Annotated in this window: 24 protein-coding genes; 9 read left to right on the plus strand and 15 right to left on the minus strand. The window is 70.7% G+C overall.

Features of this window, described 5'->3' with window-relative positions:
* Position 1: 1 nt before the first annotated feature.
* Together AC1DIW_RS18855 and ybaK are read left to right on the plus strand one after the other, a co-directional pair.
* Entirely contained in the window at positions 2 to 622 is a 621-nt protein-coding gene (locus AC1DIW_RS18855) for a TetR/AcrR family transcriptional regulator (RefSeq protein ID WP_478110114.1), read from the plus strand.
* A complete protein-coding gene (gene ybaK / locus AC1DIW_RS18860) occupies positions 622 to 1125 on the plus strand; it encodes a Cys-tRNA(Pro) deacylase (protein WP_478110116.1) in 504 nt (167 codons plus the stop codon). The genes AC1DIW_RS18855 and ybaK overlap by 1 nt, the downstream gene beginning before the upstream one ends.
* Here ybaK and AC1DIW_RS18865 read toward each other — a convergent pair.
* Positions 1118 to 1576, minus strand: a complete 459-nt coding sequence (locus AC1DIW_RS18865; protein WP_442279557.1) for an Lrp/AsnC family transcriptional regulator — start codon at positions 1574 to 1576, stop codon at positions 1118 to 1120. The genes ybaK and AC1DIW_RS18865 overlap by 8 nt on opposite strands.
* A 107-nt stretch (positions 1577 to 1683) precedes the next feature.
* Positions 1684 to 2517 (minus strand): SGNH/GDSL hydrolase family protein, encoded by an 834-nt coding sequence (locus AC1DIW_RS18870; RefSeq protein ID WP_442279556.1) that lies wholly within the window; start codon positions 2515 to 2517, stop codon positions 1684 to 1686.
* Between AC1DIW_RS18870 and AC1DIW_RS18875 the strand changes: the two genes are divergently transcribed.
* A complete protein-coding gene (locus AC1DIW_RS18875; RefSeq protein WP_478110118.1) occupies positions 2516 to 3493 on the plus strand; it encodes a 5'-3' exonuclease in 978 nt (325 codons plus the stop codon). The genes AC1DIW_RS18870 and AC1DIW_RS18875 overlap by 2 nt on opposite strands.
* A 128-nt stretch (positions 3494 to 3621) precedes the next feature.
* Positions 3622 to 3846, plus strand: coding sequence for a hypothetical protein (locus tag AC1DIW_RS18880; protein WP_442279554.1), 225 nt, complete (start codon positions 3622 to 3624; stop codon positions 3844 to 3846).
* A gap of 102 nt (positions 3847 to 3948) precedes the next feature.
* On the opposite strand, the gene AC1DIW_RS18885 is transcribed toward AC1DIW_RS18880, so the two are convergent.
* The 7 genes from AC1DIW_RS18885 to AC1DIW_RS18915 form a co-directional block, all read right to left on the minus strand.
* A complete protein-coding gene (locus tag AC1DIW_RS18885) occupies positions 3949 to 4149 on the minus strand; it encodes a cold-shock protein (protein ID WP_020144233.1) in 201 nt (66 codons plus the stop codon).
* 217 nt (positions 4150 to 4366) lie between these two features.
* Positions 4367 to 7240: a DEAD/DEAH box helicase gene (locus AC1DIW_RS18890; RefSeq protein WP_478110119.1), complete on the minus strand. Its 2874-nt coding sequence runs from the start codon at positions 7238 to 7240 to the stop codon at positions 4367 to 4369.
* Entirely contained in the window at positions 7237 to 8142 is a 906-nt protein-coding gene (locus AC1DIW_RS18895) for a diacylglycerol kinase (protein WP_442279552.1), read from the minus strand. The genes AC1DIW_RS18890 and AC1DIW_RS18895 overlap by 4 nt, the downstream gene beginning before the upstream one ends.
* Before the next feature lie 9 nt (positions 8143 to 8151).
* A complete protein-coding gene (tatC, locus tag AC1DIW_RS18900; RefSeq protein WP_442279551.1) occupies positions 8152 to 8958 on the minus strand; it encodes a twin-arginine translocase subunit TatC in 807 nt (268 codons plus the stop codon).
* 39 nt (positions 8959 to 8997) lie between these two features.
* Positions 8998 to 9393, minus strand: a complete 396-nt coding sequence (tatA, locus tag AC1DIW_RS18905; RefSeq protein WP_478110121.1) for a Sec-independent protein translocase subunit TatA — start codon at positions 9391 to 9393, stop codon at positions 8998 to 9000.
* 125 nt (positions 9394 to 9518) lie between these two features.
* Entirely contained in the window at positions 9519 to 10511 is a 993-nt protein-coding gene (locus AC1DIW_RS18910) for a helix-turn-helix transcriptional regulator (RefSeq protein WP_478110123.1), read from the minus strand.
* Positions 10508 to 11539 carry a helix-turn-helix transcriptional regulator gene (locus AC1DIW_RS18915; RefSeq protein WP_442279548.1) on the minus strand — a complete coding sequence of 344 codons (1032 nt, stop codon included), beginning with the start codon at positions 11537 to 11539 and terminating at the stop codon, positions 10508 to 10510. The genes AC1DIW_RS18910 and AC1DIW_RS18915 overlap by 4 nt, the downstream gene beginning before the upstream one ends.
* Before the next feature lie 78 nt (positions 11540 to 11617).
* Between AC1DIW_RS18915 and AC1DIW_RS18920 the strand changes: the two genes are divergently transcribed.
* Positions 11618 to 12721, plus strand: a complete 1104-nt coding sequence (locus AC1DIW_RS18920; protein WP_478110125.1) for a DUF3866 family protein — start codon at positions 11618 to 11620, stop codon at positions 12719 to 12721.
* Positions 12722 to 12748: 27 nt separating this feature from the next.
* Here the strand turns inward: AC1DIW_RS18920 and AC1DIW_RS18925 are convergent, their stop codons facing one another.
* The 6 genes from AC1DIW_RS18925 to AC1DIW_RS18950 all read right to left on the minus strand — a co-directional run bounded on the left by AC1DIW_RS18925 (position 12749) and on the right by AC1DIW_RS18950 (position 18478).
* On the minus strand, positions 12749 to 13135 hold the full coding sequence (locus AC1DIW_RS18925) for an FKBP-type peptidyl-prolyl cis-trans isomerase (protein ID WP_478110127.1): 387 nt from the start codon (positions 13133 to 13135) through the stop codon (positions 12749 to 12751).
* Positions 13136 to 13205: 70 nt separating this feature from the next.
* Positions 13206 to 14201: an FKBP-type peptidyl-prolyl cis-trans isomerase gene (locus AC1DIW_RS18930; protein ID WP_442279545.1), complete on the minus strand. Its 996-nt coding sequence runs from the start codon at positions 14199 to 14201 to the stop codon at positions 13206 to 13208.
* 189 nt (positions 14202 to 14390) lie between these two features.
* On the minus strand, positions 14391 to 15782 hold the full coding sequence (pafA, locus tag AC1DIW_RS18935) for a Pup--protein ligase (protein WP_478110129.1): 1392 nt from the start codon (positions 15780 to 15782) through the stop codon (positions 14391 to 14393).
* 85 nt (positions 15783 to 15867) lie between these two features.
* On the minus strand, positions 15868 to 16464 hold the full coding sequence (locus tag AC1DIW_RS18940; RefSeq protein WP_478110131.1) for a GerMN domain-containing protein: 597 nt from the start codon (positions 16462 to 16464) through the stop codon (positions 15868 to 15870).
* A complete protein-coding gene (locus tag AC1DIW_RS18945; RefSeq protein WP_478110132.1) occupies positions 16457 to 17773 on the minus strand; it encodes a HAMP domain-containing sensor histidine kinase in 1317 nt (438 codons plus the stop codon). The genes AC1DIW_RS18940 and AC1DIW_RS18945 overlap by 8 nt, the downstream gene beginning before the upstream one ends.
* Positions 17774 to 17794: 21 nt before the next feature.
* Entirely contained in the window at positions 17795 to 18478 is a 684-nt protein-coding gene (locus tag AC1DIW_RS18950; RefSeq protein ID WP_442279541.1) for a response regulator, read from the minus strand.
* Positions 18479 to 18686: 208 nt separating this feature from the next.
* On the opposite strand from AC1DIW_RS18950, the gene AC1DIW_RS18955 reads away from it, so the two are divergent.
* Genes AC1DIW_RS18955 through AC1DIW_RS18970 form a run of 4 tightly spaced genes read left to right on the plus strand, consistent with a single transcriptional unit; the run spans position 18687 to position 23731 of the window.
* Complete coding sequence (locus AC1DIW_RS18955) at positions 18687 to 20495, plus strand: ABC transporter substrate-binding protein (protein ID WP_478110134.1); 1809 nt, start codon at positions 18687 to 18689, stop codon at positions 20493 to 20495.
* A gap of 22 nt (positions 20496 to 20517) precedes the next feature.
* A complete protein-coding gene (locus AC1DIW_RS18960) occupies positions 20518 to 21615 on the plus strand; it encodes an ABC transporter ATP-binding protein (protein WP_478110136.1) in 1098 nt (365 codons plus the stop codon).
* Entirely contained in the window at positions 21612 to 22718 is a 1107-nt protein-coding gene (locus AC1DIW_RS18965) for an ABC transporter ATP-binding protein (protein ID WP_478110138.1), read from the plus strand. The genes AC1DIW_RS18960 and AC1DIW_RS18965 overlap by 4 nt, the downstream gene beginning before the upstream one ends.
* The gene (locus tag AC1DIW_RS18970; RefSeq protein ID WP_478110139.1) at positions 22715 to 23731 is read left to right on the plus strand and encodes an ABC transporter permease; all 1017 of its coding nucleotides are present in this window, start codon (positions 22715 to 22717) and stop codon (positions 23729 to 23731) included. The genes AC1DIW_RS18965 and AC1DIW_RS18970 overlap by 4 nt, the downstream gene beginning before the upstream one ends.
* Positions 23732 to 23741 lie beyond the last annotated feature (10 nt).

The raw sequence follows: 23741 nt of genomic DNA on the forward strand, positions 1-23741 counted from the left end.
GGTGACTCCTCGCTCCCCCAGCACCCGCACCCGCGTGCCTCGTGCCGAGCGGGAGGCGCAGATGCTCGCGGTGGCCGAGCAGGTCTTCGCGACGCGCGGCATCCAGGCGACGACGATGGACGAGGTCGCGGAGCTCGTGGGCGTCACCAAGCCCCTCATCTACGACTACTTCGGCTCGAAGGAGGGGCTGCTCGCGGCGACGATCGAGCGCGCTCGGGGCCAGCTGCTCACCGCCCTCATCGACTCCTGGGTCGCCAACCCCACGGCCCCGGCCCGCGACCGGGTCGGCGGGGTCGTCCTGGCGTTCTTCTCCTTCATCGACGATCACGAGCAGGCGTTCTCGCTGCTGCGCACCGAGGGCGCGCTCATCGGTGAGGCGTCCGCCTCGGTCGAGCGCATCCGCCAGCAGACCGCCAAGGCCTTCGCCGAGGGCCTGCGCACCCTGCCGGCGTTCGAGTCCCTCGAGCCGCACCGGGTCACCGTCATGGCCGAGATCCTCATCGGCGGCTGCGAGCGGCTGGCCGTCTGGCGCAGCACCCACCCCGGCACGAGCGCCCACGAGGCGACCGACCACGTCGTGACGACGATCTGGGACGGGCTCGCATCCGTCGCCGAGGCCTGATGGCGAAGCATCGCCCCGCTGACGGACCGTCGACGCCCGCGACCGTCGCGCTCGACCGCGCCGGGGTCACCTACACCCGCCACCCCTACGAGCACGACCCGTCCGCGCAGAGCTACGGCCTCGAGGCCGCCGAGGCCCTCGGCGTCCCGCCGGCACACGTCTTCAAGACCCTCCTCGTCGACACGGGCAAGGGGCTCGCCGTCGGCGTCGTCCCGGTCGACGGACAGCTCGACCTCAAGGCTGTCGCGTCGGCGCTGGGCACCAAGGCGGTGACGATGGCCGACCCGGCCGCGGCCGAACGCAGCACCGGCTACGTCGTGGGCGGGATCTCCCCGGTGGGGCAGAAGCGGGCACTGCCCACGGTGCTCGACGACACGGCATACGCCCTCGAGGTCGTCTACGTCTCGGGCGGACGGCGCGGCTTCGACATCGGCCTGTCGCCGGCCGACCTCGCGACCGTCACCCGGGCCCTCCGGGCCAGCATCGGCCGGGGGGTCAGCTGACCTCTCGGGTCGTGGCGGAGGCGCTGCGCCCCTCCCACGGCGTCGAGAGCACGACCGTCGTGCGGGTCGACACGTTGGCGGCGGTGCGGATCCGGGCGAGCAGGTCCTCGAGGTCGCCGGGCGTCCCGACGCGCACCTTGAGGATGTAGCTCTCCTCCCCCGCCACCGAGTGGCAGTCCTCGATCTCGGTGATGTGGCGCAGGCGATCGGGCACGTCGTCGGGGGCGCTCGGGTCGAACGGTGTCACGGAGATGAGGGCCGTCAACGGCAGTCCGAGTGCATCCGGGGAGACCTGCGCCGCATAGCCGGTGACGACGCCGCGCTCCTCGAGCCGACGGACGCGCTGGTGGACTGCAGAGGTCGACAGACCGGTCGCCTTGCCGAGGTCGGTGTAGCTCATCCGACCATCCGCGAGCAGCAGGCCGACGAGACGACGGTCGAGATCTTCCATGGCCGAAGGGTAGACCAGTGGTCCCGGGCGGGGCGCGCCGTTCCATCGCGGTCCGTCGCACTCGGCGGTCTCACGTCGCCGGCCGGACGCCAGCACGCGGGACGTCCTTAGGGGTGGAGGAACGCCCGGATCACGGCGACCGTGGCATCCGCGATCTGCTGGTGGCCGGCGGCGTTCGGATGGTCACCGTCCGAGGCGAGGAAGTGCGTCTCGTCGTAGGAGTAGGTGGGGCCCTTGAACGCCGCCCGGAGGTCGACGTACTGGGCTCCCGATGCTGCTGCGCGAGTCTCGACCGCCGCATTGACCTGCTGCGTGACGTGGGCTGCCGTGTCGACGTAGGCGGTCCCCTCGGCAGCCGCGTACTGCCCCCCGAGCCACACGCTCCAGTAGTCGAGCATGACGACGAGCACGCGCCGGCCGGCGGTCAGCTGCTGGATGCTGGTGACGATCTGCTGCAGCCGCCCGCTCATCGCGGTGACCCCGGCGTCGTAGCAGTGTGGCTCGTAGCCGCAGGTCGAGCTGTACTGGACGTCGTTCGCGCCGACCTCGACCAGCAGGACGTCGGCCGCGCCGACGTGCGACTTGACCGCCTGGTCCGACTGCAGCTGCCCGAGCACGTCCGACGTCGTGTAGCCGGGGCTCGCATCGTTCGTGGTGACCGTTGGTCGACCTGAGACGTCCTTCAGCTCGGCGCCGGTCAGCGTCGGGTAGGGCGTGCATCCACAGGCGGTGCCGTAGGGCACCGAGTCGCCCAGGGCGACAATCCGCCAGTCGCCGACATGGGTCGGCGTCGGAGCGGCCGAGGCGGTCGCGGTGGAGGTCGCGGGTGCGCGGCTGGACTGGCTGGCCGCGGGTGAGGTGTCGGACGGAGAGCACGCCGCGAGCAACATGCCCACACTGGCCATGACGGCCAGGAGGGCACGGGCGCGCGTTCGACCCATGAAGCGACGCTACGGCACCGGTACCCTCTCGCGTATGCCGTCCCCCGCTCCCCGGATGCTCCTGCTCGACTCCGCCTCGCTGTACTTCCGCGCCTTCTTCGGGGTGCCCGAGGTCATCGGCCCCAGCGGGGTCCCGACCAACGCCGTGCGCGGTCTGCTCGACATGATCGCCTCGCTCGTCGACCGCGGGCGACCCACCCACCTCGTGGCCTGCTGGGACAACGACTGGCGCCCCGCCTTCCGGGTCGAGGCGATCCCGTCGTACAAGGCGCACCGGGTGGCCGAGCCCGGGCCGGACGACCTCGCCGGGGAGCAGGTGCCCGAAGCCCTCGGCGTCCAGGTGCCGATCATCATCGACGCGCTCACCGCACTCGGCATCGCCCGTATCGGCGTGGACGGCTACGAGGCCGACGACGTCATCGGGACGCTCGCGACACAGTTCAGCGGCCGTATGCCGGTCGACATCGTCACGGGCGACCGTGACCTCTTCCAGCTCGTCGACGACACCAACCAGGTGCGGGTCATCTACACCGCACGCGGCGGGGTCCGCTCACCGGACCTCGTCGACCAGGCCTTCCTGGCCGAGAAGTACGGCGTCGGCACCGGAGCCGCCTACGCGGACATGGCGGTGCTGCGTGGCGACACCAGTGACGGGCTGCCGGGCGTGGCCGGAATCGGTGAGAAGACGGCCGCCAAGCTCATCACGACCTACGGCACCCTCGAGGCGATCCGTGCCGCCATCGACGAGGGAGACCCTGCCCTCAAGGGCGCCCAGCGCGCCCGCCTGGAGGCCGCTGCCGACTACCTCGACGCAGCCCCCCGGGTCGTCGCCGTCGCCAAGGACGCTGCCGTGCCGGACGTCGATCTCTCCGCGCCGTCGGCCGTGGCAGACCCCACCCTGATGTCCCGACTGGCCGTCGAGCACGGGCTGACGTCGTCCTTCGACCGGGTCATCTCCGCCCTCGGCATCGACTGAGAGGAACGTCCCAGAGGGCCTCCGGAGCGGTCACGGTACGGTCACGTCTCGACCGCCCCCGTGAGGGCCGAGCGTCTCACAGCCACTCGCGGGTCACCACCTGGCCGTCAAATGGCGCATACTGAAGGGTGCCCAACCACGGAACTCCAGACCGCCGTCGCCATCTCTCCAGCAGCCCGTTCAGGCCGGCTCCGGCTCGCGACATCGAACAGTTCTCGGTAGGTGACCGGGTCTCCCACCTGCGCCACGGCCTCGGTGTCGTGGTCGCCTGCAGTCCCGAGACCGTCACCCTGCGCTTCGAGTCCGGCGTGGTCCGCGTCAACAGCCCGTTCGACCGGCTGACGCGGCTCTGACCGGCTGAAGCGCCTCCGCCCGGACAAGACGAAAGGCCGGTCCCCCTGAGGGGACCGGCCTTCGTTTGTGCGGACTGTGGGTCCGCCGAGATCAGCGAGTGATCAGAGAGCGCGGACGCGCATCGCCTGCGGACCCTTGGGGCCCTGCTCGACGTCGAACTCGACGGCCTGGTTCTCCTCGAGGCTGCGGTAGCCGTTGCCCGTGATCTCCGAGTAGTGGACGAAGACGTCGGGACCCTCGGTCGGGGCGATGAAGCCGAAGCCCTTCTCCGAGTTGAACCACTTGACGGTTCCCTGTGCCATGTTTTCTCCTTTGGGTGGAAGTGAGCCGTTGCTTGTCAGCGACCCGCGGCCGGCAGAGACGCGACCACTCCAGAAACCCTGAAGAAACAGTTGCGCTCGCAATGCGTTCCTTGCGAGCGTGCGAATACACGAGCACCAAAAACGCCGACCGGTGACGCAACCATAACCGACTCCACTGCCGCGGCGACAATCGCGGCGCCACCGGGAACCGCCGCCGTCAGTCCAGCCGGTCAGCCGCGACGACACCGCGCAGCACGCTGTCGCTCGCCCGCCGGGCCGTGGTCGCCAGGTCCGGGTCCGCGGCGTCGGTGAGCTGTCCCAGCAGGTCGATGACCTGCTTGCACCGGCGCACGAAGTCGCCCGCGGCCAGGTCGGTCCCGCGCAGGACGTCCTCGAGCCGCTGCCCGCTCGCCCACCGGTGCATCGCCCAGGCGAGGCCACCGTCCGGCATACCCGTCCGGGGCAGCGCCAGGGCGCCCTCGGCGTCCTCGAGGTCGGACCAGATCCGGATCATCCGGTCGTACGCCTCGCGGACGTCGTCGTTGGGCCACCGTGGGGTGAGGCCGCCCTCCTCGCGACGCGGCTCGTGCACGAGCGTGGAGACCACAGCCGCCAGCGACGGCGGGTCGAGGCGGCGCCACACTCCCTCGCGGAGCGACTCGGCCGCGAGCAGGTCCTTCTCGGTGTAGAGCTGGCGTAGCCGGTCGCCGTTGGCGGTGATCGTCTGTCCGCCGTCGCCGAGGTAGCCCATCTCGACGAGCAGCTCGCAGATGCGGTCGAAGGTCTTGGCAACGGAGTTCGTGCGGCCGTCGATCTTGCGCTGGATGCCGTCGGTCTCGCGCCGCAGGCGCCACCAGCGCTCCGCCCAACGGGCGTGGTTCTCGCGGTCGGGGCAGCGGTGGCACGGGTGCGCCCTCAGCTGCCGGCGCAGCACGTCGACCCGGTCGTCCGTCGGGTCGACGTCGGCCTGGCGCCGACGGGGCGGCGGGTCGTGCGGCATCGTCGCCCGCAGCGTCGCGGCGAGGTCGCGGCGGGCCTTGGGGTTGCGGGCGTTGAACTGCTTGGGCACCCGCATCGAGCCGAGCGGCTCGAGCGGGGTGGGGGCGTCGTGCAGGGTCAGGCGGCGCAGCTGGTGGTCCTCGGTGACGACGGCCGGCGACGCCGACTCTCCCCTGCCACCGCGGTTCGGCATGACGACGACGGCCAGACCGCTGTGCCGTCCTGCCGGGATGCGCACGATGTCGCCGATCTTCAGCTCCTCCAGGGAGATCGCCGCCGCTGTCCGCATCGATGCGGACCGGGCCTTGGCGCCCTCCTTCTCGACGTCGCGGATCTCGTTGCGGATCGCGGCGTACTCGGTGAAGTCGCCGAGATGACAGGTCATCTGCTCGGCGTAGCCGGCGAGAGCCTCCTCGTTGCGCCGGACCGTTCGGACGAAGCCGACCACGGCTCGGTCGGCCTGGAACTGGGCGAAGGACGTCTCGAGGATCTTGCGGGCGCTCTCGCGACCGAACTCCCGCACGAGGTTGACCGCCATGTTGTAGGTCGGCCGGAAGCTCGAGCGCAGCGGGTAGGTGCGCGTCGAGGCGAGGCCGGCGACCCCCGCAGGGTCGAGACCACGGTTCCAGAGCACCACGGCGTGACCTTCGATGTCGATGCCGCGCCGGCCGGCCCGCCCGGTCAGCTGGGTGTACTCAGCCGGTGAGATGTCCACGTGGTTCTCACCGTTGAACTTGACCAGCTTCTCGAGCACGACGGTGCGCGCCGGCATGTTGATGCCGAGCGCCAGCGTCTCGGTGGCGAAGACAGCCCGAACCCGACCGGCGGTGAAGAGCTCCTCGACGATCTCGCGGAACGTCGGCAGCATGCCGGCGTGGTGCGCGGCGAAGCCACGAGAGATGCCGTCGACGAAGTCCCAGTAGCCGAGCACCGTGAGGTCCTCCTCGGCCAGGCCCTGGATGCGCTCCTCGACGAGGCGCCGGTTGGCCTCTCCCTCGGACTCGGGGATGAGGCGCATGCCGCTCGACAGGAGCTGGCCCACGGCACCGTCGCAGCCGGCCCGGCTGAAGATGAAGGTGATGGCGGGCAGCAGGCCCTCGCGCTCGAGGCGCTCGATGACCTCGGCACGGGTCGCACCGCCACCGGGACGTCCGCCGCGCGAGAATCCGCGCCCGGCGTCGCCACCACGACCAGACGGTGCGTCGTTGCCCCGGCGGCCGCGCCCGGACCAGTCGTCACGACCGCCGCGCCCCGCTCCCCCGGAACCGCCACGGGCGCCGCCCTTGCCGCGCGGACGGCCCTTGTCCCGGCCCCCGCGGGAGCTGACCCAGTGGGAGTCCCACGCGCCGCGCCCCTCGGAGCCGCGGATGGCGTGGACGAGGTCGGGGTTCACGGCCACCGAGTAGCGACCGGGCGCGGCGACGAAGTGCTCGTCGTCCTCACGGGCGTCGCGCTCCTCGACGAAGAGGTCGAAGAGCGTCTGACCGACCATCATGTGCTGCCACAACGGCACGGGCCGGTGCTCCGAGACGATGACCTCGGTGTCGCCCCGCACCTCACCGAGCCAGGCGCCGAACTCCTCGGCGTTGCTCACGGTGGCCGACAGGGACACGACGCTGACGTCGGGCGGCAGGTGGATGATGACCTCCTCCCACACCGCCCCACGGAACCGGTCGGCGAGGTAGTGGACCTCGTCCATGACGACCCAGCCGAGCCCGAGCAGGGTGGTCGACCCGGCATACATCATGTTGCGCAGGACCTCGGTCGTCATGACGACGATGGGCGCCTCGCCGTTGATCGACGCGTCACCGGTGAGCAGGCCGACCTTGTCGGCGCCGTGGACGCGGACGAGGTCCGTGTACTTCTGGTTCGACAGTGCCTTGATCGGCGTCGTGTAGAACGCCTTGCGCCCGGTCGCGAGGGCCAGGTGCACGGCGAACTCGCCGACGATCGTCTTGCCCGCACCCGTCGGCGCCGCCACGAGGACACCGCGACCCTCCTCGACGGCGCGACACGCCTCCGTCTGGAAGTCGTCGAGCGGGAACTCGAGTCGGGCGGCGAACTCCGCGAGCCTCGGCCACGTGGCGATCATGAGAGCACTTCCTTGGGGGTCACGACGCGCAGGGCACCGGGCACGACCTCGGCGTCGATGGGAAGGTCGGCGAACATCTCGCCGTCGGCCTGTGAGTGGATACCGCTCGCCTCCAAGCGAACTCGCCGGGCGCGTTGGATCTCGACGGCCGGATGGGTGATGTGCGTCCCGGAGTAGACCTTGGGGAAGACCCGGAGGAACGCCGCGATAGACAGCGCGTGCACGATCATGACGTCGAAGAGCCCGTCCGTGACGTCGGCGTCCGGACAGACGCGCATGCCGCCCCCGAACGACGTCGTGTTGGCGACCGCCACGAGCATCGCGCGCGTCTCGATGCGGCGCCCGTCGAGCTCGATGGCATACGGGATGGGCCGGAAGACGGGCAGCTCGCGCAGCACCGCGAGGTTGTAGCGCATCTGTCCGTGCGGCCACCTCATCCGCTGGGCCCGCGCATTGACGACGGCATCGAAACCGGCACCGAGCACCCCGCCGAACCACGTCTCCCCCCCGACGCCGTTGCTGACGCGCCCGAGGTCGATCCGGCGGGTGCGCCCGTCGGTGAGGAGCGCGACCGCCGACCGCGCATCGCGGACGGGCAGGCCGAGGTTGCGCGCGAAGTCGTTGCCGGTGCCGGCCGCCACGACGGCGAGCCGGGTGGACGTGCCGGCGCAGAGGTTGACCCCGAGGTGCACCATGCCGTCGCCGCCGACCACGACCACCGTGTCGGCGCCGGAGTCCACGGCACCTCGTCCCCGGTCCCGCGCCTCGTGGTAGTCGCTGCCCGACACGTCGACGACCTCGTGCCCGGCCTCGAGGAGCAGCTGCCGCGTCTGCGCGCCCAGCACCTGTCCCAGGCCCTTCCCGGACGTGGGGTTGACGACCAGGGCGACACGGTGGGACACACCCGCACGCTACAGGGAGGACGCCTCGTCGTCGGGGACGTCCAACCAGTCGGGCTTGTGCTCCTCCTTGCGGCGGTCGAGCAGGAAGGCGACGCCGACCGAGGCGAAGTAGAGCGCCACCATGGGCGTGGCCAGGAAGAGCATGGTGTACGCGTCGGGCGTCGGGGTCATGACCGCCGCGAAGACGAGGATCACCATGACGGCCGGACGCCAGCCCTTGAGCATCGCCCTCGCCGGCAGCACGCCGACGAGGTTGAGCGCGACGAGGAAGACCGGCAGCAGGAAGGCGCAGCCGAAGGCGACGATGAACTTCAGCACGAAGTTGAGGTACTGCGACCCGTCCTGGAGGTTGTAGGCCCCGGGGGGTGTGAAACCGAGCAGGACCGCGACGGCCTTGGGCACCATGATGAACGCGAAGAGGCAGCCGGCGAGGAAGAGCGGCACCGCGGCGACGACGAACAGCCGCGCGACGAGCTTCTCCTTCTTCGTCAGCCCGGGGACGATGAAGCCCCAGATCTGGAAGAGCCAGATCGGCGAGGCGATGATGAGGCCGACGGAGAGCGACGTCGTCAGCTGGAGCGCGAAGGCGTCGGTCATCCCCGCGAAGTTGATGTTGACGACGCCGCCACGCCCGACCTGCAGGTCCCGCAGGGGCTTGGTCAGGGCACTGATGATGCGGTCGTAGTAGATCCAGCCGACGACGCCACCGATGACGATGGCGATGGCGCTGATGGTGATGCGGTTGCGCAGCTCACGGAGGTGGTCGCCGAGCGACATCCGCCCCTCGGGGTCGCGCTGGCGTCGCAGTGACGGCATTCAGGTGAGTCCGTGTGACAGGTCCGGGACCCGACCCACTCAGAACGTCGAGTCGCGACGGACGTCGTCCGTGCTGCTCGTCGGCGTCGGGGTCGGCGTGGGAGTCGGCGTGGGGGTCGTCGTCGCGGCCGGGGTGGCGGCACGCAGGCGGTCAGCCTCCGCGCGGGCCTCTGCGGCGCGGCGCTCTGCATCGGCAAGGCGGGCCTCCGCGGCACGCCGCTCGGCGTCGGCGTCGACGACGTCGCCGGGCACGGTGGTCCGCGCCGCGTCACTGGGGACCGGCTTGCCGTCCTTCTTCAGCTCGTCCACCTCGGACTTGAAGACCCGGGCGGAACGGCCGAGGCTGCGAGCCATGTCGGGGAGCTTCTTCCAGCCGAACAAGGCGATGAGCACGACCGCGATGATGATCAGTTCGGGGGCACCCAGGTTGGGCATGGTTACGTCTCCTCGTCGAAGTCCGGTCCGGATCGGAACGGTCATGGTGCAGCCTCGGTGCTGCAGGTGACCAGCATACGTGCGCCCGGTGAACCTGACCTGTGGGCCGTGCGGGAGGACGGCGCTCAGCCGGGCTCGCCGTAGGCCGCCAGCGCGGACCGTGCCTCGTCGGCCACCGCGTCGACGAGCTCCGGTGGCTCGACGACCCGGGCCTCTCCCCCGAGGCGCAGCACGAGGCGCCGGACGAGAGCCGGGTCGGCGACCTTGAGGGTCACCCGCAGCGAACCGTCGGGCCCACGCTCGACCCCCTCGTTGGGGTAGTAGTCAGCGATCCAGGCCGCCCAGCGACTTGCCTCGATGACGACCGTGAGGTCGTTCTCACCGGGGACGAACACGTCGTCGAGGTCCCGGGGGCGCGCCTGCCGCGGTGGCGTGCCGTCGACATCGAGCACGGAGACGTCCTCGATGCGGTCGAGCCGGAAGAGCCGGACGTCCTCGGCGCGGTGGCAGTAGCCCTCGACGTACCACTGCGCGTCGAGGTTGAGGATGCGCATGATGTCGACGTCGCGCTCGGTCGACTCGTCGCGCGTCGCGACGTAGTAGCCCAGGTGCACCCGCCGGCCGCGCGCGAAGGCGTCCTTGAGCGTCTCCATGGCCGGGTGCTGGCTGCCGTCGTCGAGGTCGAGGTCGATGCGACCCGTCGGTTCGCCGACGCCCGTCGCCGCCGCCACCCGGATCTTGTCGAGCGTGCGCTCGGCGACGTCGGACCCCACCAGCGTCGAGCCCAGGGCCTGCAGACCGGCCGTCAGGGTGACCGCCTCGTCACGGGTCAGACGCATGGGAGCGGCGATGTCGTCGGCGTTGTCGAGGTAGATGTGGCCGCTGTCCCACTGGGCGTCGATGAGCTCGGCGTGGCCGTAGCCCGGCGTGCCGCAGACGAACAGCAGCTCGAGGTCCTCCACGACCTGGTCCTCGTCGACACCGAACTCGCGCGCGGCCTCGGAGATCGGCACCCCGCGGTGCTGGAGCAGCCACGGCACCATGTCGAGCAGGCGCCCCAGGCGCTGCGTCGCCGTCTCGGCCGGTCGACGTGCTGCCGGCCGTCTCGAACCGCTCATGCCGGTGCCTCCGATCGTGACGTCTCGAGCACGGAGGCTGCGCCTGCCCGTGCTGACGCGTGGTGTGCCCGGGCCACTGCCCGCAGCGCCGAGCGGACGGCCTCGACGAGCTCGGGCGGCGACACGGCCATGGCGTGCGTGCCCAGGGCCACGACGTCGCGCTCGGTCGTGCCGCGGCGGTAGGGCACCTCGATCTCGGCCCACTGCTCGTCGACCTCGGTGGTGCGCTGGGCGGAGCGGCGCAGCGTGTGTCCGCGCCCGTGGCGCACGCGCACGACGGCGGTGCCCTCGGGCTCGGGCGGCTGCGCCTCGAGGGCCACCTCGGGCACGTGGTCGGACGGGACGGCATACGACCCCGCCCTGCCCTTGCGACGGACGGTGCCCTCGAAGCGGCTGAGCCGGAACGCGCGCTCGTCGCCGCGGTCGACGTCGAAACCGGTGAGGTACCAGCGGCCGTGCCAGTTCTTCAGCGCCCACGGCTGCACGTGGCGCGTCGTCAGCTCCCCGTCGTTCTTGCGGTAGTCGAAGGTGATCGGCTGCAGGGCCGTCACGGCCGCGTGCACGGCCTCGAACGCCGGCTCCTTGGTGCGGATGCGCGGCTCGGCGCCGGCGGCGACCGACTCGTCGATCTCGACCCCGGAGAGGCGCAGCTTGCGCAGGCCCGCCGACGCGGCGCCGGAGATGCTGGCCGTGGACCACGCCCGCGCGGCCAGGGCCAGGGCAGCGACCTCGTCGGGCTCGAAGCTGATGGCCGGCAGCGTGGTCTCGCTCGCGTCGATGCGGTAGCCGACCTCGTCGTCGAAGAGGACGTCGAGGACGGTCGTCGTGATGGGGATCCCCATCTCGCGCAGCTCGTCCTTGTCGCGCTCGAACATCCGGTCGAAGGCCTCGTCGGAGGTCGCGGCGGCATAGGCCGGCAGCGACTCGCGGATCTTCTGCTTCGACACCGGTCGCCGCGCGGACTTCAGCGCGAGGATGAGGTTGAGCAGCCGTTCGGTCTTGTCGGCCGAGGCAGACGCAGGGCTCATCGAGACCTTCCTGAAGGGGCAGCGGCGCGTGGGGGCAGTCCGACGCTACCCGAACATGCGATCGAATAGGGTCACCCCATGATCCAGTGGCGCCGGGGTGTCGTCGTCGAGGTCCGCTCCCGCTGGGCGGGGGCGGTCGAGTATGCCGTCCGCCTCGCTTCCGGTGACGTGGTCCGTGCGCTCGGCTACGTCGAGGTCGTCGGCAGCCTCGGTCCGGGCACCGCGGTGCTGCTCAACACGACGGCCCTCGAGCGCGGTCTCGGCACGGGCGGTCTCGCCATCGTCGTCGCGGCCCCGGACGCGCTCCCCCGGCCCGTCGACGACGTCGCCGCGGTGCGTGGGCACGTCGTCAAGGCGCGCTACACGCCCTCGCAGACGATGGTGCTCGGCGTCGACGAGCAGGACAGCGAGCACCACGCCGTCCTCGCCGACGCCGACGACCTCGCCGGCCTGCCGGTCGTCGTCGCGGACCTCCACTCGGCCCTCCCGGCGGTGCTGGCGGCTCTGCGAGCGGCCGTGCCGTCGGTACGGGTGGCCTACGTCATGACCGACGGCGGCGCGCTCCCCCTCGACTTCTCCCGCACGGTGGCCGGCCTGCGGTCGTCCGGCTGGCTCGAGGCGTCCATCACGGTCGGGCAGGCCTTCGGCGGTGACCTCGAGGCCGTCAACGTCCACACCGGCCTGCTGGCCGCGCACCACGTCGTCGGCGCCGACGTCGTCGTCGTGTCGCAGGGACCGGGCAACCTCGGCACGGGCACGCGCTGGGGCTTCTCGGGCACCTCGGCCGGCGAGGCCGTCAACGCGGCGGGGACGCTGGGGGGCCGGCCCGTCTGCTCGCTGCGGATCTCCGAGGCCGACCCGCGCGAGCGGCACCGCGGGGTCTCGCACCACAGCCTCACGGCATACGGACGGGTGTCGCTCGTGCCCGCCGACGTGCCGGTCCCCCTCCTGCCGGGGAGCGTCGGGGCACTGGTGCTCGACCAGGCGCGTGCACTGGCGGCCACGAGCGCCGGTCGCCTCACGCTCCACGAGGTGGAGACCGACGGTCTCGACCTGGCCCTGCGCGAGGTGCCGGTCCCGCTGCGCACGATGGGCCGCGGATACGACGACGACCGCGCCGGATTCCTCGGCGCGGCCGTCGCGGGGCGGTATGCCGCCCGGATGCTGCTCGCTGGTCGCTGACCCCTCAGGGCCGGACGTCGGGTGCGCTCAGCGCACGTCGTCGAGGTCGACGACGAAGATCAGCGCCTCGCCCGGCGCGATGGCCGAGCCTGCGCCGCGCTCGCCGTAGGCGAGGTGCGAAGGGATCGTCAGCTTGCGCCGGCCACCGACCTTCATGCCCTCGATGCCCTTGTCCCAGCCGGCGATGACCATGCCCACGCCGAGACGGAAGTCGAGCGCACTGCCGCGGTTCCAGGACGAGTCGAACTCCTCACCGGTGGAGTGCGCGACGCCGACGTAGTGGGCGCTGACCGTGTCGCCCGCCTTCGCCTCACGACCGTCACCCACGATGAGGTCCTCGACGACGAGGTCGGCAGGCGCGTCGCCCTCCGGGAAGTCGATCTCGGGCTTGGTGCGGTTGGGGTCGAGTGCCATGCTGCGTTTCCCTTTCGTTTGGTGACTCAGAAGACTCAGGTGGCGACCGGGTCGCCGGTCCCGCTGCTGCTCAGTAGGCGTCGAGGATGTCCACGACGAACACGAGGGTGTCGGTGCCGGAGATCTTCGGCGGGCTGCCGGCCTTGCCGTAGCCGTCGGCCGGCGGGATGACGAGCAGCACGCGGCTGCCCACCTTCTTGCCCACCAGGGTCTTGTCCCAACCGGGGATGACCTGGCCGACACCGATCGGGAAGTCGGCCGCCGCGCCACGCTTCCACGAGGAGTCGAAGACGCTGCCGTCCTTCCAGAGGACGCCGTGGTACTGGGCGCTGATCGTCTGGCCCTTCTCGACGGTCGCCCCGGTGCCCTGGATCAGGGTCGCCTGCTGCGTCGTCGTCGGGGCAGCGGTCTTGGGCACCGTGACCGTGGGCTCCTTGGTCGGTCCGTTCTTGAACTCCACCGTGGGCAGGCCCGCCGGCGCCGCCGTCTGGGTGCCGTCGACCTTGGTCAGGGGCGTGTGCACGTCGGCGATGTCCGCGACGACCACGATCGTGTCGGTGCCCTTCACGCCGAGCTGCTCGTTGCCGGCGGAGCCGAAGCCCTTCTCGGGCGGGATCGTGAAGGCGATGCGGCTGCCCTTCGTGGCGCCGACCAGGCCCTCGAGGAAGCCGGCCACGATGTCGGAGCGGCCGAGACGGTAGCCCTCCACCGAGCGGCCTGCGGAGAAGCCGTCGTCGATGAGCTTGCCGCTCGTGCCGTTGAAGATCTGCGCGCGCAGGCGCACCGTGTCGGCCTTGGTCGCCGCCGTGCCGGTGCCCGGGGTCAGCACCTTGTGCTCGACGGCCTTGGAGCTGATCGGCGTGGTGCCGATCGTCACCTTCGGCGCCGTCTTGAGGTCGACGGCGCCGGTCGCGGACACGCCCTTGAGGGCGGTCGAAGCGGCGACGCTCGAGGTCGAGGTGCTCGTGGACCCGGACGAGCTCGACCCGCAGGCGGCGACGGTCGTGAGCCCGAGGGCAGCGATCAGGACAACGGCCGCGCTAGCGGCTGGGCGGTTGGGACGCACAGGGGAAGACTTTCGGTCGGGGCGGGCGGGCGTGGAGGTCCCGCTGGGCAAATCCCAGCCACTGTAACCCCCACCCTTGTGCGTGATGCACAGCGCGTTGACAGGTGGGAACGGCCTGCCGTGACCCGGCACCAGGGGTGCTCGGTCGCCCGCGGGGGTGCTCGTGGGGGGGTGCTCGTGGGGGTGGTGTCAGAGCGGGCGCTGGATGGTCGGGGACCGGTCGATCGTCTCCATCAGCCGCTCGACCCGCTCGTCCACGGAACGGAACGGGTCCTTGCACAGCACGGTGCGCTGGGCCTGGTCGTTGAGCTTGAGGTGCACCCAGTCCACGGTGAAGTCGCGGCCGTGGGCCTGGGCGGCCCGGATGAAGTCGCCGCGCAGCTTGGCTCGCGTCGTCTGGGGCGGGCGGACCTTCGCCTCGAAGATCTCGACGTCGGAGGCGACGCGCGCCGTTCGACCGTGTCGCTGGAGCAGGTAGAAGAGCCCGCGCCGACGGTTGATGTCGTGGTACGCGAGGTCTATCTGCTGGATCCGGGCGTCCGAGAGGGAAAGTCCGTGCTTGGCCCGGTAGCGCTCGATGAGGCGGTGCTTGATGACCCAGTCGATCTCGGTGTCGATGGCGTCGAGGTCACCCGACCCGATGGCGTCGAGGGCCCGGCCCCAGAGGTCGATGACCTGTTTCGTGTCCGGGCTGTCCATGCCCTCGCGGTCGATGAACTCGACGGCCTTGTCGAGGTACTCACGCTGCATGTCCAGGGCCGACAGCTCGCGTCCGTTGGCGAGCCGCACGGTGGCACGACCGCTCGGGTCGTGACTCATGGTGCGGATGGCGCGGATGGGGTTCTCCATCGACAGGTCACGCATGACGATGCCCGCCTCGATCATCCGCAACACGAGGTCGGCGCTGCCCACCTTGAGCAGGTTGGTCGTCTCGGACATGTTGGAGTCACCGACGATGACGTGCAGGCGGCGGTACTTCTCGGCGTCGGCATGCGGCTCGTCGCGGGTGTTGATGATGGGTCGGCTGCGAGTCGTCGCGGACGACACGCCCTCCCAGATGTGGTCGGCCCGCTGGCTGACGGCGAAGCTCGCGCCGTGGGCCGTCGCGACGACCTTGCCGGCTCCGCAGATGATCTGCCGGCTGATGAGGAACGGGATGAACATGTCGGAGACCCGCTGGAAGTCGCCGGACCGCCCGTAGAGGTAGTTCTCGTGACAGCCGTAGGAGTTGCCGGCGGAGTCGGTGTTGTTCTTGAAGACGAAGATCTCGCCCTCCACACCGTCGTCGCGCAGGCGGCCCTGGGCGTCCTCGACGAGACCCTCGAGGATCCGCTCGCCCGCCTTGTCCTGGACGACGAGCTCACGCACGGAGTCGCACTCGGCCGTGGCGTACTCCGGGTGGGAGCCCACGTCGAGGTAGAGGCGCGCGCCGTTGCCGAGGAAGACGTTGCTCGAACGCCCCCACGCGACGACCCTGCGGAAGAGGTAGCGCGCGACCTCGTCCGGAGTCAGGCGCCGCTGGCCCTGCGTCGTGCAGGTCACGCCGTACTCGTTCTCGATCCCGAAGATCCGCCGCTCCATGGACCAACTGTAGGCGGCTCGCTCCCCATCGACGGGGAGGACGTATGCGGCGACCCTCCTTGCGGGTGCACGCATCCTCCCGGGGTCACGACGTCGGCGCGAGGGCGGCGAAGTCGGCCCGGCTGAGTGGGCGGGAGCGGAGCTGCCCGCTCGCGTCGGGCATCGGCATGACCCGCCCACCCTGCACGAGCTGCACCCCCGTGGCGACCGTGTCTGCCGTAACCGTGAACACGATCTGAGCCAGGGCGGCCACCTGGTCGCGCGCGGACAGGCGGTCAAAGCCCTGGGGCACGTCGACGAGCGCCACCTGCGTGCCGTTCAACCGGCCCACGAGCGACACGGTCGCGGGCGGTAGCGCGGTCCGAAGGCCCTGGGCGACCTCGTCCCGTGACAGCGGCATGGCGAGCGCCGCGAGTGCCGGTCCGATGCCCGATCCCTCGGGTACCTGCCGCTCGACCCGCGAGAGCAGTTCGCCACGCAGCAGGTAGGCCTGCATCGTCAGCGGCACCGCGGTCGGCGGCCCGGCGGCCGACGCCGTCACCGCGCCTCGCCCGGGGACCGCGACCGGCGCGTCCTGTGGGCCGAGGGTGCAGGCGGACCCGAGCCCGAGCACGACGAGGCAGGTGGCGACGACGACGCCCGGGGCCCGGCGTCCTCGTCGCCCACGTCGTCCCTCAGCCATCGGTGATCGGCAGCTCGACGACAAACCGCGCGCCTCCTCCCGGACGGTCCTCTACGCCGACCGAGCCGCCGTGCAGCGCGACGTGGCGCTGGACGATGGCCAGGCCGAGCCCGAGCCCCCCGCTGCCGGCCGGGCCCGGGCCCCGGGCGAACCGGTCGAAGATCCGGCCGCGCTGGTCGGGTGGGACTCCGTGGCCGGTGTCGTCCACCTCGATCCGCGCGGTCCCTCCCCGTCGGAGCAGCCGGACTGCCGTGACGCCGCCGCCGTGGGACTCGGCGTTGTGGACGAGGTTGGCGACGACGCGTTCGAGGCGACGTTTGTCCACGCTCGTCGTCAGTGGCCCGGCGGGTTCGGTCACCGGTCGGCCCGCTGCATGGTCGGCGGCCGTCCGCACGAGCTCGGCCAGGTTCACCTCCTCGAGCAGGAGACCCTGGCCGGCATCGTGCCGGGCCATCTCGAGCAGGTCGACGACGAGCACGCGGAAGCGTTCGAGCTCCTCCGCGAGCAGGTCGAACGGCTCACGCACCGAGACCGGCAGGGATGCCTCTCGGTTCTTGATGATCTGCATCGAGTTGAGCATGGTCGTCAGAGGGGTTCGCAGCTCGTGGCTCACGTCGACCGCGAAGCGCGAGTCCGCCGCCACCCGGTGCTCGAGCTCGGCCACGGCCCGGTTGAACGACGCACCGAGGGGACCGAGGTCAGGGTCGTCACCGGTCTGCAGGCGCGCGTCGAGGCGTCCCTCCGCGACGGCCGCCGCGACGCTGCCCAGCTCCGCCAGCGGTCGCAGGGCGAGTCGGGACGCGCTGCGACCGATCCAGGCGCCGAGGACGGCTGTGAGCGCTGCACCTAGCACGAGTGCGGTCGACAACGTCCGCAGGGCCTGGTCGAGGTCGCTCAACGGGAACACCGCGAAGAAGCCCGCGTGGGCCGGGGACAGCGGCACCCCCACCGCCAGGAGGAGCTGGCCGCCGACCTGGATCCGTTGCGTCGACTCCTGGCCACTGGTCACGGCGTCGACGAGGCCGACCGGGAGGTCCGACGCCCCGACCCGGGGGGAGGTCGAGTACCACTCCCCCCCGACGAGACACATCGACGCAGTCGACTCGGCGGTCGGCAGGCCGTCGAGCGGGGCCGTGACCAGCCCTGCCCGGGCGACGAGGCCGTCCTCGACCACGGTCCGACCGAGCTCGCCCTCGGCCACGGCCACCGTCTCGCGCTGGTCGACCAGGTAGGTCGAGACGACGGTCCAGACGAGCAGGGCGAGCAGGGCCGACACGGCGAGCGACACGAGCCCGAAGGCCAGGGTCACCCGCGAGCGCAGACCGTGCACTCAGATCGCCAGCCGATAGCCCAGACCGCGTGCCGTCACGACATACCTCGGGTTGGCGGGATCGGGCTCGATCCGGGTCCGGAGCCTGCGGATGTGCACGTCGACGATGCGGCTGTCACCGAAGTAGCCGTAGCCCCAGACCCGGTCGAGGAGCTCCTCGCGGCTGCGGATCCTCCCGTCGGCGACGGCAAGTTCCACGAGAAGCCGGAACTCGGTGCGGGTCAAGGGGATTCGCTCTTCGTCGCGGGTGACCACCCCGTCGTCGAGGCCGATCGCCAGATCTCCGACCACCACGCGGCGCGGACGGTGGTCCACGGCCGGTTCGACCCGGCGGAGCATGGCTCGGATGCGCGCCGTCAGCTCCCGCGCGACGAGCGGCTTGGTGACGTAGTCGTCGGCGCCGGACTCCAGTCCCGCGACGACGTCGTGGCTGTCGGTTCGAGCGGTCACCATGATGACGGGCACGCTGCTCGAGCGCCGGATCTCACGGCATACGGAGAAGCCGTCGGTGTCGGGGAGCATGAGGTCGAGCAGCACGACGTCGGGGTCGACCTCGGCCAGGTCGGTCAGGCACTGGCCCCCGTCCGCGGCCTCGGTGACGGAGAAGCCCTCGTCCTCCAGCGCGAGCCGCAGGACGCGCCGGACTCGTGCATCGTCCTCGACCAGCAGCACGCGCCGCGTCATGGGCCAAGTATCGCCCGGCCCCACGCCGTCCATGACGTCTGTCACCAAACCGTCACCCACGGCCGGACCCCATGACGGTCAGGTTGCACTCCCGTGTCGGCTCCCGGAAGTGGCCGTTGCGGTCCGGGAGGCGTGCCTAGCGTGGAAACGGCGCCGCCTGTAGCGACCGCCGAAGCGGCACTCGTGCCCGTCACGGAAGTGGGACCTCATGACACGGAACACCAGGGCGCTCCCGTGGGTGGCGGCCGTCGGCGCCATCGGCCTCGGGCTGGCGGCGTGCAGCGGGTCGACCGGCGGCGGCACCACAGTGCCAGGTGGCTCGGGGTCTGCAGCGGCCGCCGTCAGGGGCGGGACCCTCAACATGCTCGGCGCCGGCGACGTCGACTACATGGACCCCAACATCAGCTACTACAGCGTCGGCTACCTCGGCCTGCGGCTGTGGAGCCGGCAGCTGTTCACCTACCCCGCGCAGAGCGGTCAGGTGACCCAGGCCGTCCCCGACCTCGCCACCGAGATGCCGACCGCCGGCAAGGGCGTGAGCAGCGACGGGCTGACCTACACCATCGCGATCCGACCGGGCGCCAAGTGGAGCACCTCGCCGGCACGCCAGGTGACGGCAGCCGACGTGGTCCGTGGCGTGAAGCGCACGTGCAACCCCGCGCAGCCGTTCGGCGGCCTGCCGGACTACCTCGACCTCATCGTGGGGTTCAAGAGCTTCTGCGACGGGTTCGGGAAGGTGGGCCACACCGCCGCCGCCATCTCGTCCTACCTCGAGGGGACCAACCTGCCGGGTGTGGTCGCCAAGGACGACCTCACGGTCGTGTTCAAGCTGACCCACCCGGCCAGCTTCTTCCCCGACATGCTCACCCTGACTGCGTTCTCGGCCGCCCCGAAGGAGTACGACGCGTACGTCCCGGCGAGCGCCGAGCTCGGGCAGCACACGATCTCCGACGGCCCCTACATGATCGAGTCGTATGCGCCGACGAAGAGCATCTCCTTGGTCCGCAACCCCGCCTGGACCGCCTCGACCGACCCGATCCGCAAGGCGTACGTCGACAAGGTCCTCATCAACGAGACCGTCACCCAGGACTCCGTGCAGCAGCAGCTGCAGACCGGCACGCCCAGTGCTGACATGGAATGGGACGTCGCCACGCCGCCCTCGCAGGTTCCCGCGCTCATCGCCAAGAAGGACCCCAACCTCAACCTCGGTCCGAGCTCTTCGTCCAACCCCTACGTCGTCTTCAACACCGTGTCACCGAACACCAACGGGGCGCTCGGCAAGGTCAAGGTCCGTCAGGCCCTCTCCGAGGCGATCAGCCGCACGAACATCATCCAGGTGCTGGGTGGCCCGAAGGTCAACCAGGCCCTCAGCCACGTCCTCCCGCCGGTCATCGTCGGTGGTGAGAAGAACTTCGACCTCTACCCCTACGACGCGACCAAGGCCAAGGCCGACCTGGCCGCGGCGGGCTACCCCAACGGGCTCAGTCTCAAGATGCTCTACCGCAACGCATCGCAGGGCAGCAGCAAGACCTTCCAGACCCTCCAGCAGGACCTGTCGAAGATCGGCGTCACCGTCGTCGGTGTGCCCTCGCCGAACGCCGACTTCTACACGAAGTACCTGCAGGTGCCCACCGTCGCCCAGCGGGGCGTGTGGGACCTGGCTACGGCCGGATGGGGCTCCGACTGGTACGGCAACGCGGCCGTGTCGTTCTTCAACCCGCTCTTCTCCGGGAAGGTGTCCTTCCCGCCCAGCGGCAGCAACTACGGTCTCTACGACAGCCCCGCCGCCAACACCCTCATCGAGCAGGCGAACTCGGCGAAGACGACTGACGAGGCGGCGACCATGTGGGCGCAGGCCGACCAACAGGTGATGAAGGACGCCCCGTTCTTCCCGATCACCAACCCGGTCCAGGCCAGCTACCGGGCGTCCCAGGTGCAGGGCGCGGTCTACGTGCCGTCGCTCCAGAACTTCGACCCGGCCAACGTGTGGTTGAGCGCCGACAAGCAGGGCGGCTGAGCGGAACCGGGGCGAAGCCACCATGTCCCTCCTCGAGGTCCGTGACCTGCGCGTCGCCTTCAACACCCCGGACGGGGTGTTGGAGGCGGTGCGCGGGCTCTCCTTCGACGTCGACCGCGGGTCCACCCTCGCCATCGTCGGCGAGTCCGGCTCGGGCAAGAGCGTGGCCACGCAGACCATCACCGGCCTGACGACCGGCGCCCGGGTGACCGGGTCGGCGCGCTTCGACGGGACCGAGCTCATCGGTGCCTCCCCAGAGGTCCTTCGCGGGATCCGGGGGGCGCGCATCGGCATGATCTTCCAGGACCCGCTCTCGAGCCTGCACCCCTACTACAAGGTCGGCTGGCAGATCGTCGAGATGATCCGCGCCCACGACCGGGGAGTGTCGACGGACGCTGCGCGTCGACGCGCTGCCGAGCTGCTCGCCGTGGTCGGGATCCCACACGCCCAGAGCCGGATCGACGACTACCCTCACCAGTTCTCCGGTGGGATGCGTCAGCGGGTCATGATCGCCATGGCGATGGCACTCAACCCGGTCCTGCTCATCGCCGACGAGCCGACCACGGCCCTCGACGTCACCGTGCAGGCCCAGGTCCTCTCGGTGATGCGCCGCCTCCAGGAGGAGTTCGGCACCGCCATCATCCTCATCACCCACGACCTCGGCGTCGTCGCGGAGATGTCCGACGAGGTGGTGGTCATGTACGCCGGGGCGGCGATGGAGCGGGCGCCCCGGCGCACGCTCTTCTACGCCAACCACCACCCCTACACCGAGGGCCTGCTCGGTTCGCTTCCCGCGCAGGGCGGCGTGCGGGCGCGGCTCACCCCCATCCTCGGCGTGCCGCCGTCGCTCATCGACCTCCCCCAGGGGTGCCCCTTCGCGCCGCGGTGCCCGTATGCGTTCGACCGGTGCCGGAGTGAGACGCCGCCACTGCGTCGGGTGTTCGACGACCCCGACCACGACTCCGCCTGCTGGCTCCCCACCGTCCTGTCCGAGCGTGAGGCGCTGCGGTCGGCGCGCGCGCAAGGCGATCTCGAGCGAATTCAGGCGGGCGCCGCAGAGCCGCTGAGCCGACCCACGACGGAAGGTGCCTCCATGACGGCCGATGAGGTGTCGCCATGACCGAACCACTCCTGCGCGTCGACAGGCTGACGAAGTCCTTTCCGGTTCGCTCCGGTGGCCTCTGGCGTCGAGACGTGGCACAGGTGCACGCCGTCGACGACGTGACGCTCGAGATCCAGCCCGGGGAGACCCTCGGCCTGGTCGGGGAGACCGGCTGCGGCAAGTCGACCCTGGCGCGCTGCATGGCCCGGTTGTACGAGATCACCAGCGGCTCCGTCTGGTTCGACGGGCGCGACATCACGCATCTCGACCGTCGCGACATGAGGACCGTCCGCAGAGACGTCCAGATGATCTTCCAGGACCCCTACGGGTCGCTGAACCCGCGCCGTCGGGTCGGCGCCATCATCGGGGACCCCTTCGTCATCCACGGCACGGCGACCCGTCGCGACCTCAAGGCCAAGGTGCAGGACCTCATGGCTACCGTCGGGCTCAACCCCGAGCACTACAACCGCTTCCCCGCGGAGTTCTCCGGCGGCCAGCGGCAACGCATCGGCGTGGCGCGGGCCCTGGCCCTGCGTCCCAAGCTCGTCATCTGCGACGAGCCCGTGTCGGCGCTCGACGTCTCGATCCAGGCCCAGATCATCAACCTGCTCATCGACCTGCAGGACGAGTTCGCCCTGACCTACCTCTTCATCACCCACGACCTGTCGGTCGTGCGCCACGTCAGCGACCGCATCGCGGTCATGTATCTCGCCAAGGTCGTCGAGACCGCCCCCACGCCCGAGCTGTTCAGCACGACGAGGCACCCGTACACGCGATCGCTGCTGTCGGCCCTCCCGGTGCCCGACCCGGACCTGGCCGACAGCCGAGAGCAGATCGTCCTCGTCGGGGACCTCCCGACACCGACGGACCCGCCGTCGGGGTGCCGCTTCCACACCCGGTGCCCCAAGGCACGTCAGGACTGCGTCACGTCGGAGCCGCCACTGGTGCCGGTGCTCGGCGACGAGCTCGACCATTCCACTGCCTGCCACCACCCGCTGAGCATCGGTGAGGACCTCTCGCTGGCCCGCCCCGACATCGACGCTTCGGAGATGGTCGGTGACGCCACCTTGTCGCACGACGCCGGCAGCCCGGCGCCCGAGTCCGGAGGTGAGTCACGATGAGCATCGTCCCCCCGCACGACCCCATGGACCCCACGGCCCCCCGGCTGACCGACCTGGAACCGGAAGCGGAGGCCCCTCCGTTCCTCAGCCCAGAAGCAGCCGATGAGCGTCCCGTCGCGTCCCGTCACATCGAGGGGCGAAGCCCGTGGGTGCTCGCGTGGCAGCGACTGCGTCGCGACCGGGTTGCGATGGTCTCCCTCGTCATCATCGGACTGATCATCCTGCTCGCCGTCTTCGCACCGTTGACCACCGCCGTCACCGGGCACCCGCCGAACGAGCAGTACCGCGAGATTGGACTCTCAGCCGACGGGCTCCCCCTTCCCCCGAACTCGACGTTCTGGCTGGGCACCGACGACCTCGGCCGCGATATCTTCGTCCGCATCGCCTACGGCGCGAGGATCTCGCTGCTCGTCGGAGTTGCCGCAACGCTCCTGACCGTGATCATCGGCGTCGTCGTCGGGCTGGCGGCCGGCTACCTCGGCGGCGTGGTCGACACCCTGCTCGCGCGGCTCATCGACATCGTGCTGTCCATCCCGTTCCTGCTGGTGGCCATCGCCCTCGTGTCGATCACCGGCCCGAGCCTGCTCGTGACCGTGCTCGTCATCGGGTTCTTCAGCTGGGCGTCCGTGGCCCGCATCGTCCGAGGTCAGGTCCTGTCCCTGCGCGAGAGGGAGTTCGTCGAGGCGGCGCGGTCGCTCGGCGCCTCGGACCGCCGGATCATGTTCGTCGACATCCTGCCCAACATCCTCGCCCCGATCATCGTCTACGCGTCGCTGCTCATCCCCGTCGTCATCGTCGTGGAGGCGACCCTGTCCTACCTCGGTCTGGGCCTGGCTCCGCCCACCGCCGACTGGGGCGGGATGATCAGCGACGCCCAGAACTACTACACGACGTCGTGGTGGTTCATGGTCTTCCCCGGCGCGGCCCTGCTGCTGACCACCCTGGCCTTCAACCTGTTCGGTGACGGCGTGCGCGACGCCTTCGACCCGCGCAGCGACCGGATCTTCGAGTGAGGGGCTGACC

It is taken from the genome of Terrabacter sp. 01T434 (assembly GCF_056398545.1).

Bases quoted from the DNA above. Each gene is read 5' to 3' on its own strand.
- ybaK (WP_478110116.1), top strand. From the start codon at position 622: ATGGCGAAGCATCGCCCCGCTGACGGACCGTCGACGCCCGCGACCGTC.
- AC1DIW_RS18865 (WP_442279557.1), bottom strand. From the start codon at position 1,576: ATGGAAGATCTCGACCGTCGTCTCGTCGGCCTGCTGCTCGCGGATGGT.
- AC1DIW_RS18875 (WP_478110118.1), top strand. From the start codon at position 2,516: ATGAAGCGACGCTACGGCACCGGTACCCTCTCGCGTATGCCGTCCCCC.
- AC1DIW_RS18870 (WP_442279556.1), bottom strand. From the start codon at position 2,517: ATGGGTCGAACGCGCGCCCGTGCCCTCCTGGCCGTCATGGCCAGTGTG.
- AC1DIW_RS18885 (WP_020144233.1), bottom strand. From the start codon at position 4,149: ATGGCACAGGGAACCGTCAAGTGGTTCAACTCGGAGAAGGGCTTCGGC.
- AC1DIW_RS18890 (WP_478110119.1), bottom strand. From the start codon at position 7,240: ATGATCGCCACGTGGCCGAGGCTCGCGGAGTTCGCCGCCCGACTCGAG.
- tatC (WP_442279551.1), bottom strand. From the start codon at position 8,958: ATGCCGTCACTGCGACGCCAGCGCGACCCCGAGGGGCGGATGTCGCTC.
- tatA (WP_478110121.1), bottom strand. From the start codon at position 9,393: ATGCCCAACCTGGGTGCCCCCGAACTGATCATCATCGCGGTCGTGCTC.
- AC1DIW_RS18910 (WP_478110123.1), bottom strand. From the start codon at position 10,511: ATGAGCGGTTCGAGACGGCCGGCAGCACGTCGACCGGCCGAGACGGCG.
- AC1DIW_RS18915 (WP_442279548.1), bottom strand. From the start codon at position 11,539: ATGAGCCCTGCGTCTGCCTCGGCCGACAAGACCGAACGGCTGCTCAAC.
- AC1DIW_RS18920 (WP_478110125.1), top strand. From the start codon at position 11,618: ATGATCCAGTGGCGCCGGGGTGTCGTCGTCGAGGTCCGCTCCCGCTGG.
- AC1DIW_RS18925 (WP_478110127.1), bottom strand. From the start codon at position 13,135: ATGGCACTCGACCCCAACCGCACCAAGCCCGAGATCGACTTCCCGGAG.
- pafA (WP_478110129.1), bottom strand. From the start codon at position 15,782: ATGGAGCGGCGGATCTTCGGGATCGAGAACGAGTACGGCGTGACCTGC.
- AC1DIW_RS18940 (WP_478110131.1), bottom strand. From the start codon at position 16,464: ATGGCTGAGGGACGACGTGGGCGACGAGGACGCCGGGCCCCGGGCGTC.
- AC1DIW_RS18950 (WP_442279541.1), bottom strand. From the start codon at position 18,478: ATGACGCGGCGCGTGCTGCTGGTCGAGGACGATGCACGAGTCCGGCGC.
- AC1DIW_RS18955 (WP_478110134.1), top strand. From the start codon at position 18,687: ATGACACGGAACACCAGGGCGCTCCCGTGGGTGGCGGCCGTCGGCGCC.
- AC1DIW_RS18960 (WP_478110136.1), top strand. From the start codon at position 20,518: ATGTCCCTCCTCGAGGTCCGTGACCTGCGCGTCGCCTTCAACACCCCG.
- AC1DIW_RS18965 (WP_478110138.1), top strand. From the start codon at position 21,612: ATGACCGAACCACTCCTGCGCGTCGACAGGCTGACGAAGTCCTTTCCG.
- AC1DIW_RS18970 (WP_478110139.1), top strand. From the start codon at position 22,715: ATGAGCATCGTCCCCCCGCACGACCCCATGGACCCCACGGCCCCCCGG.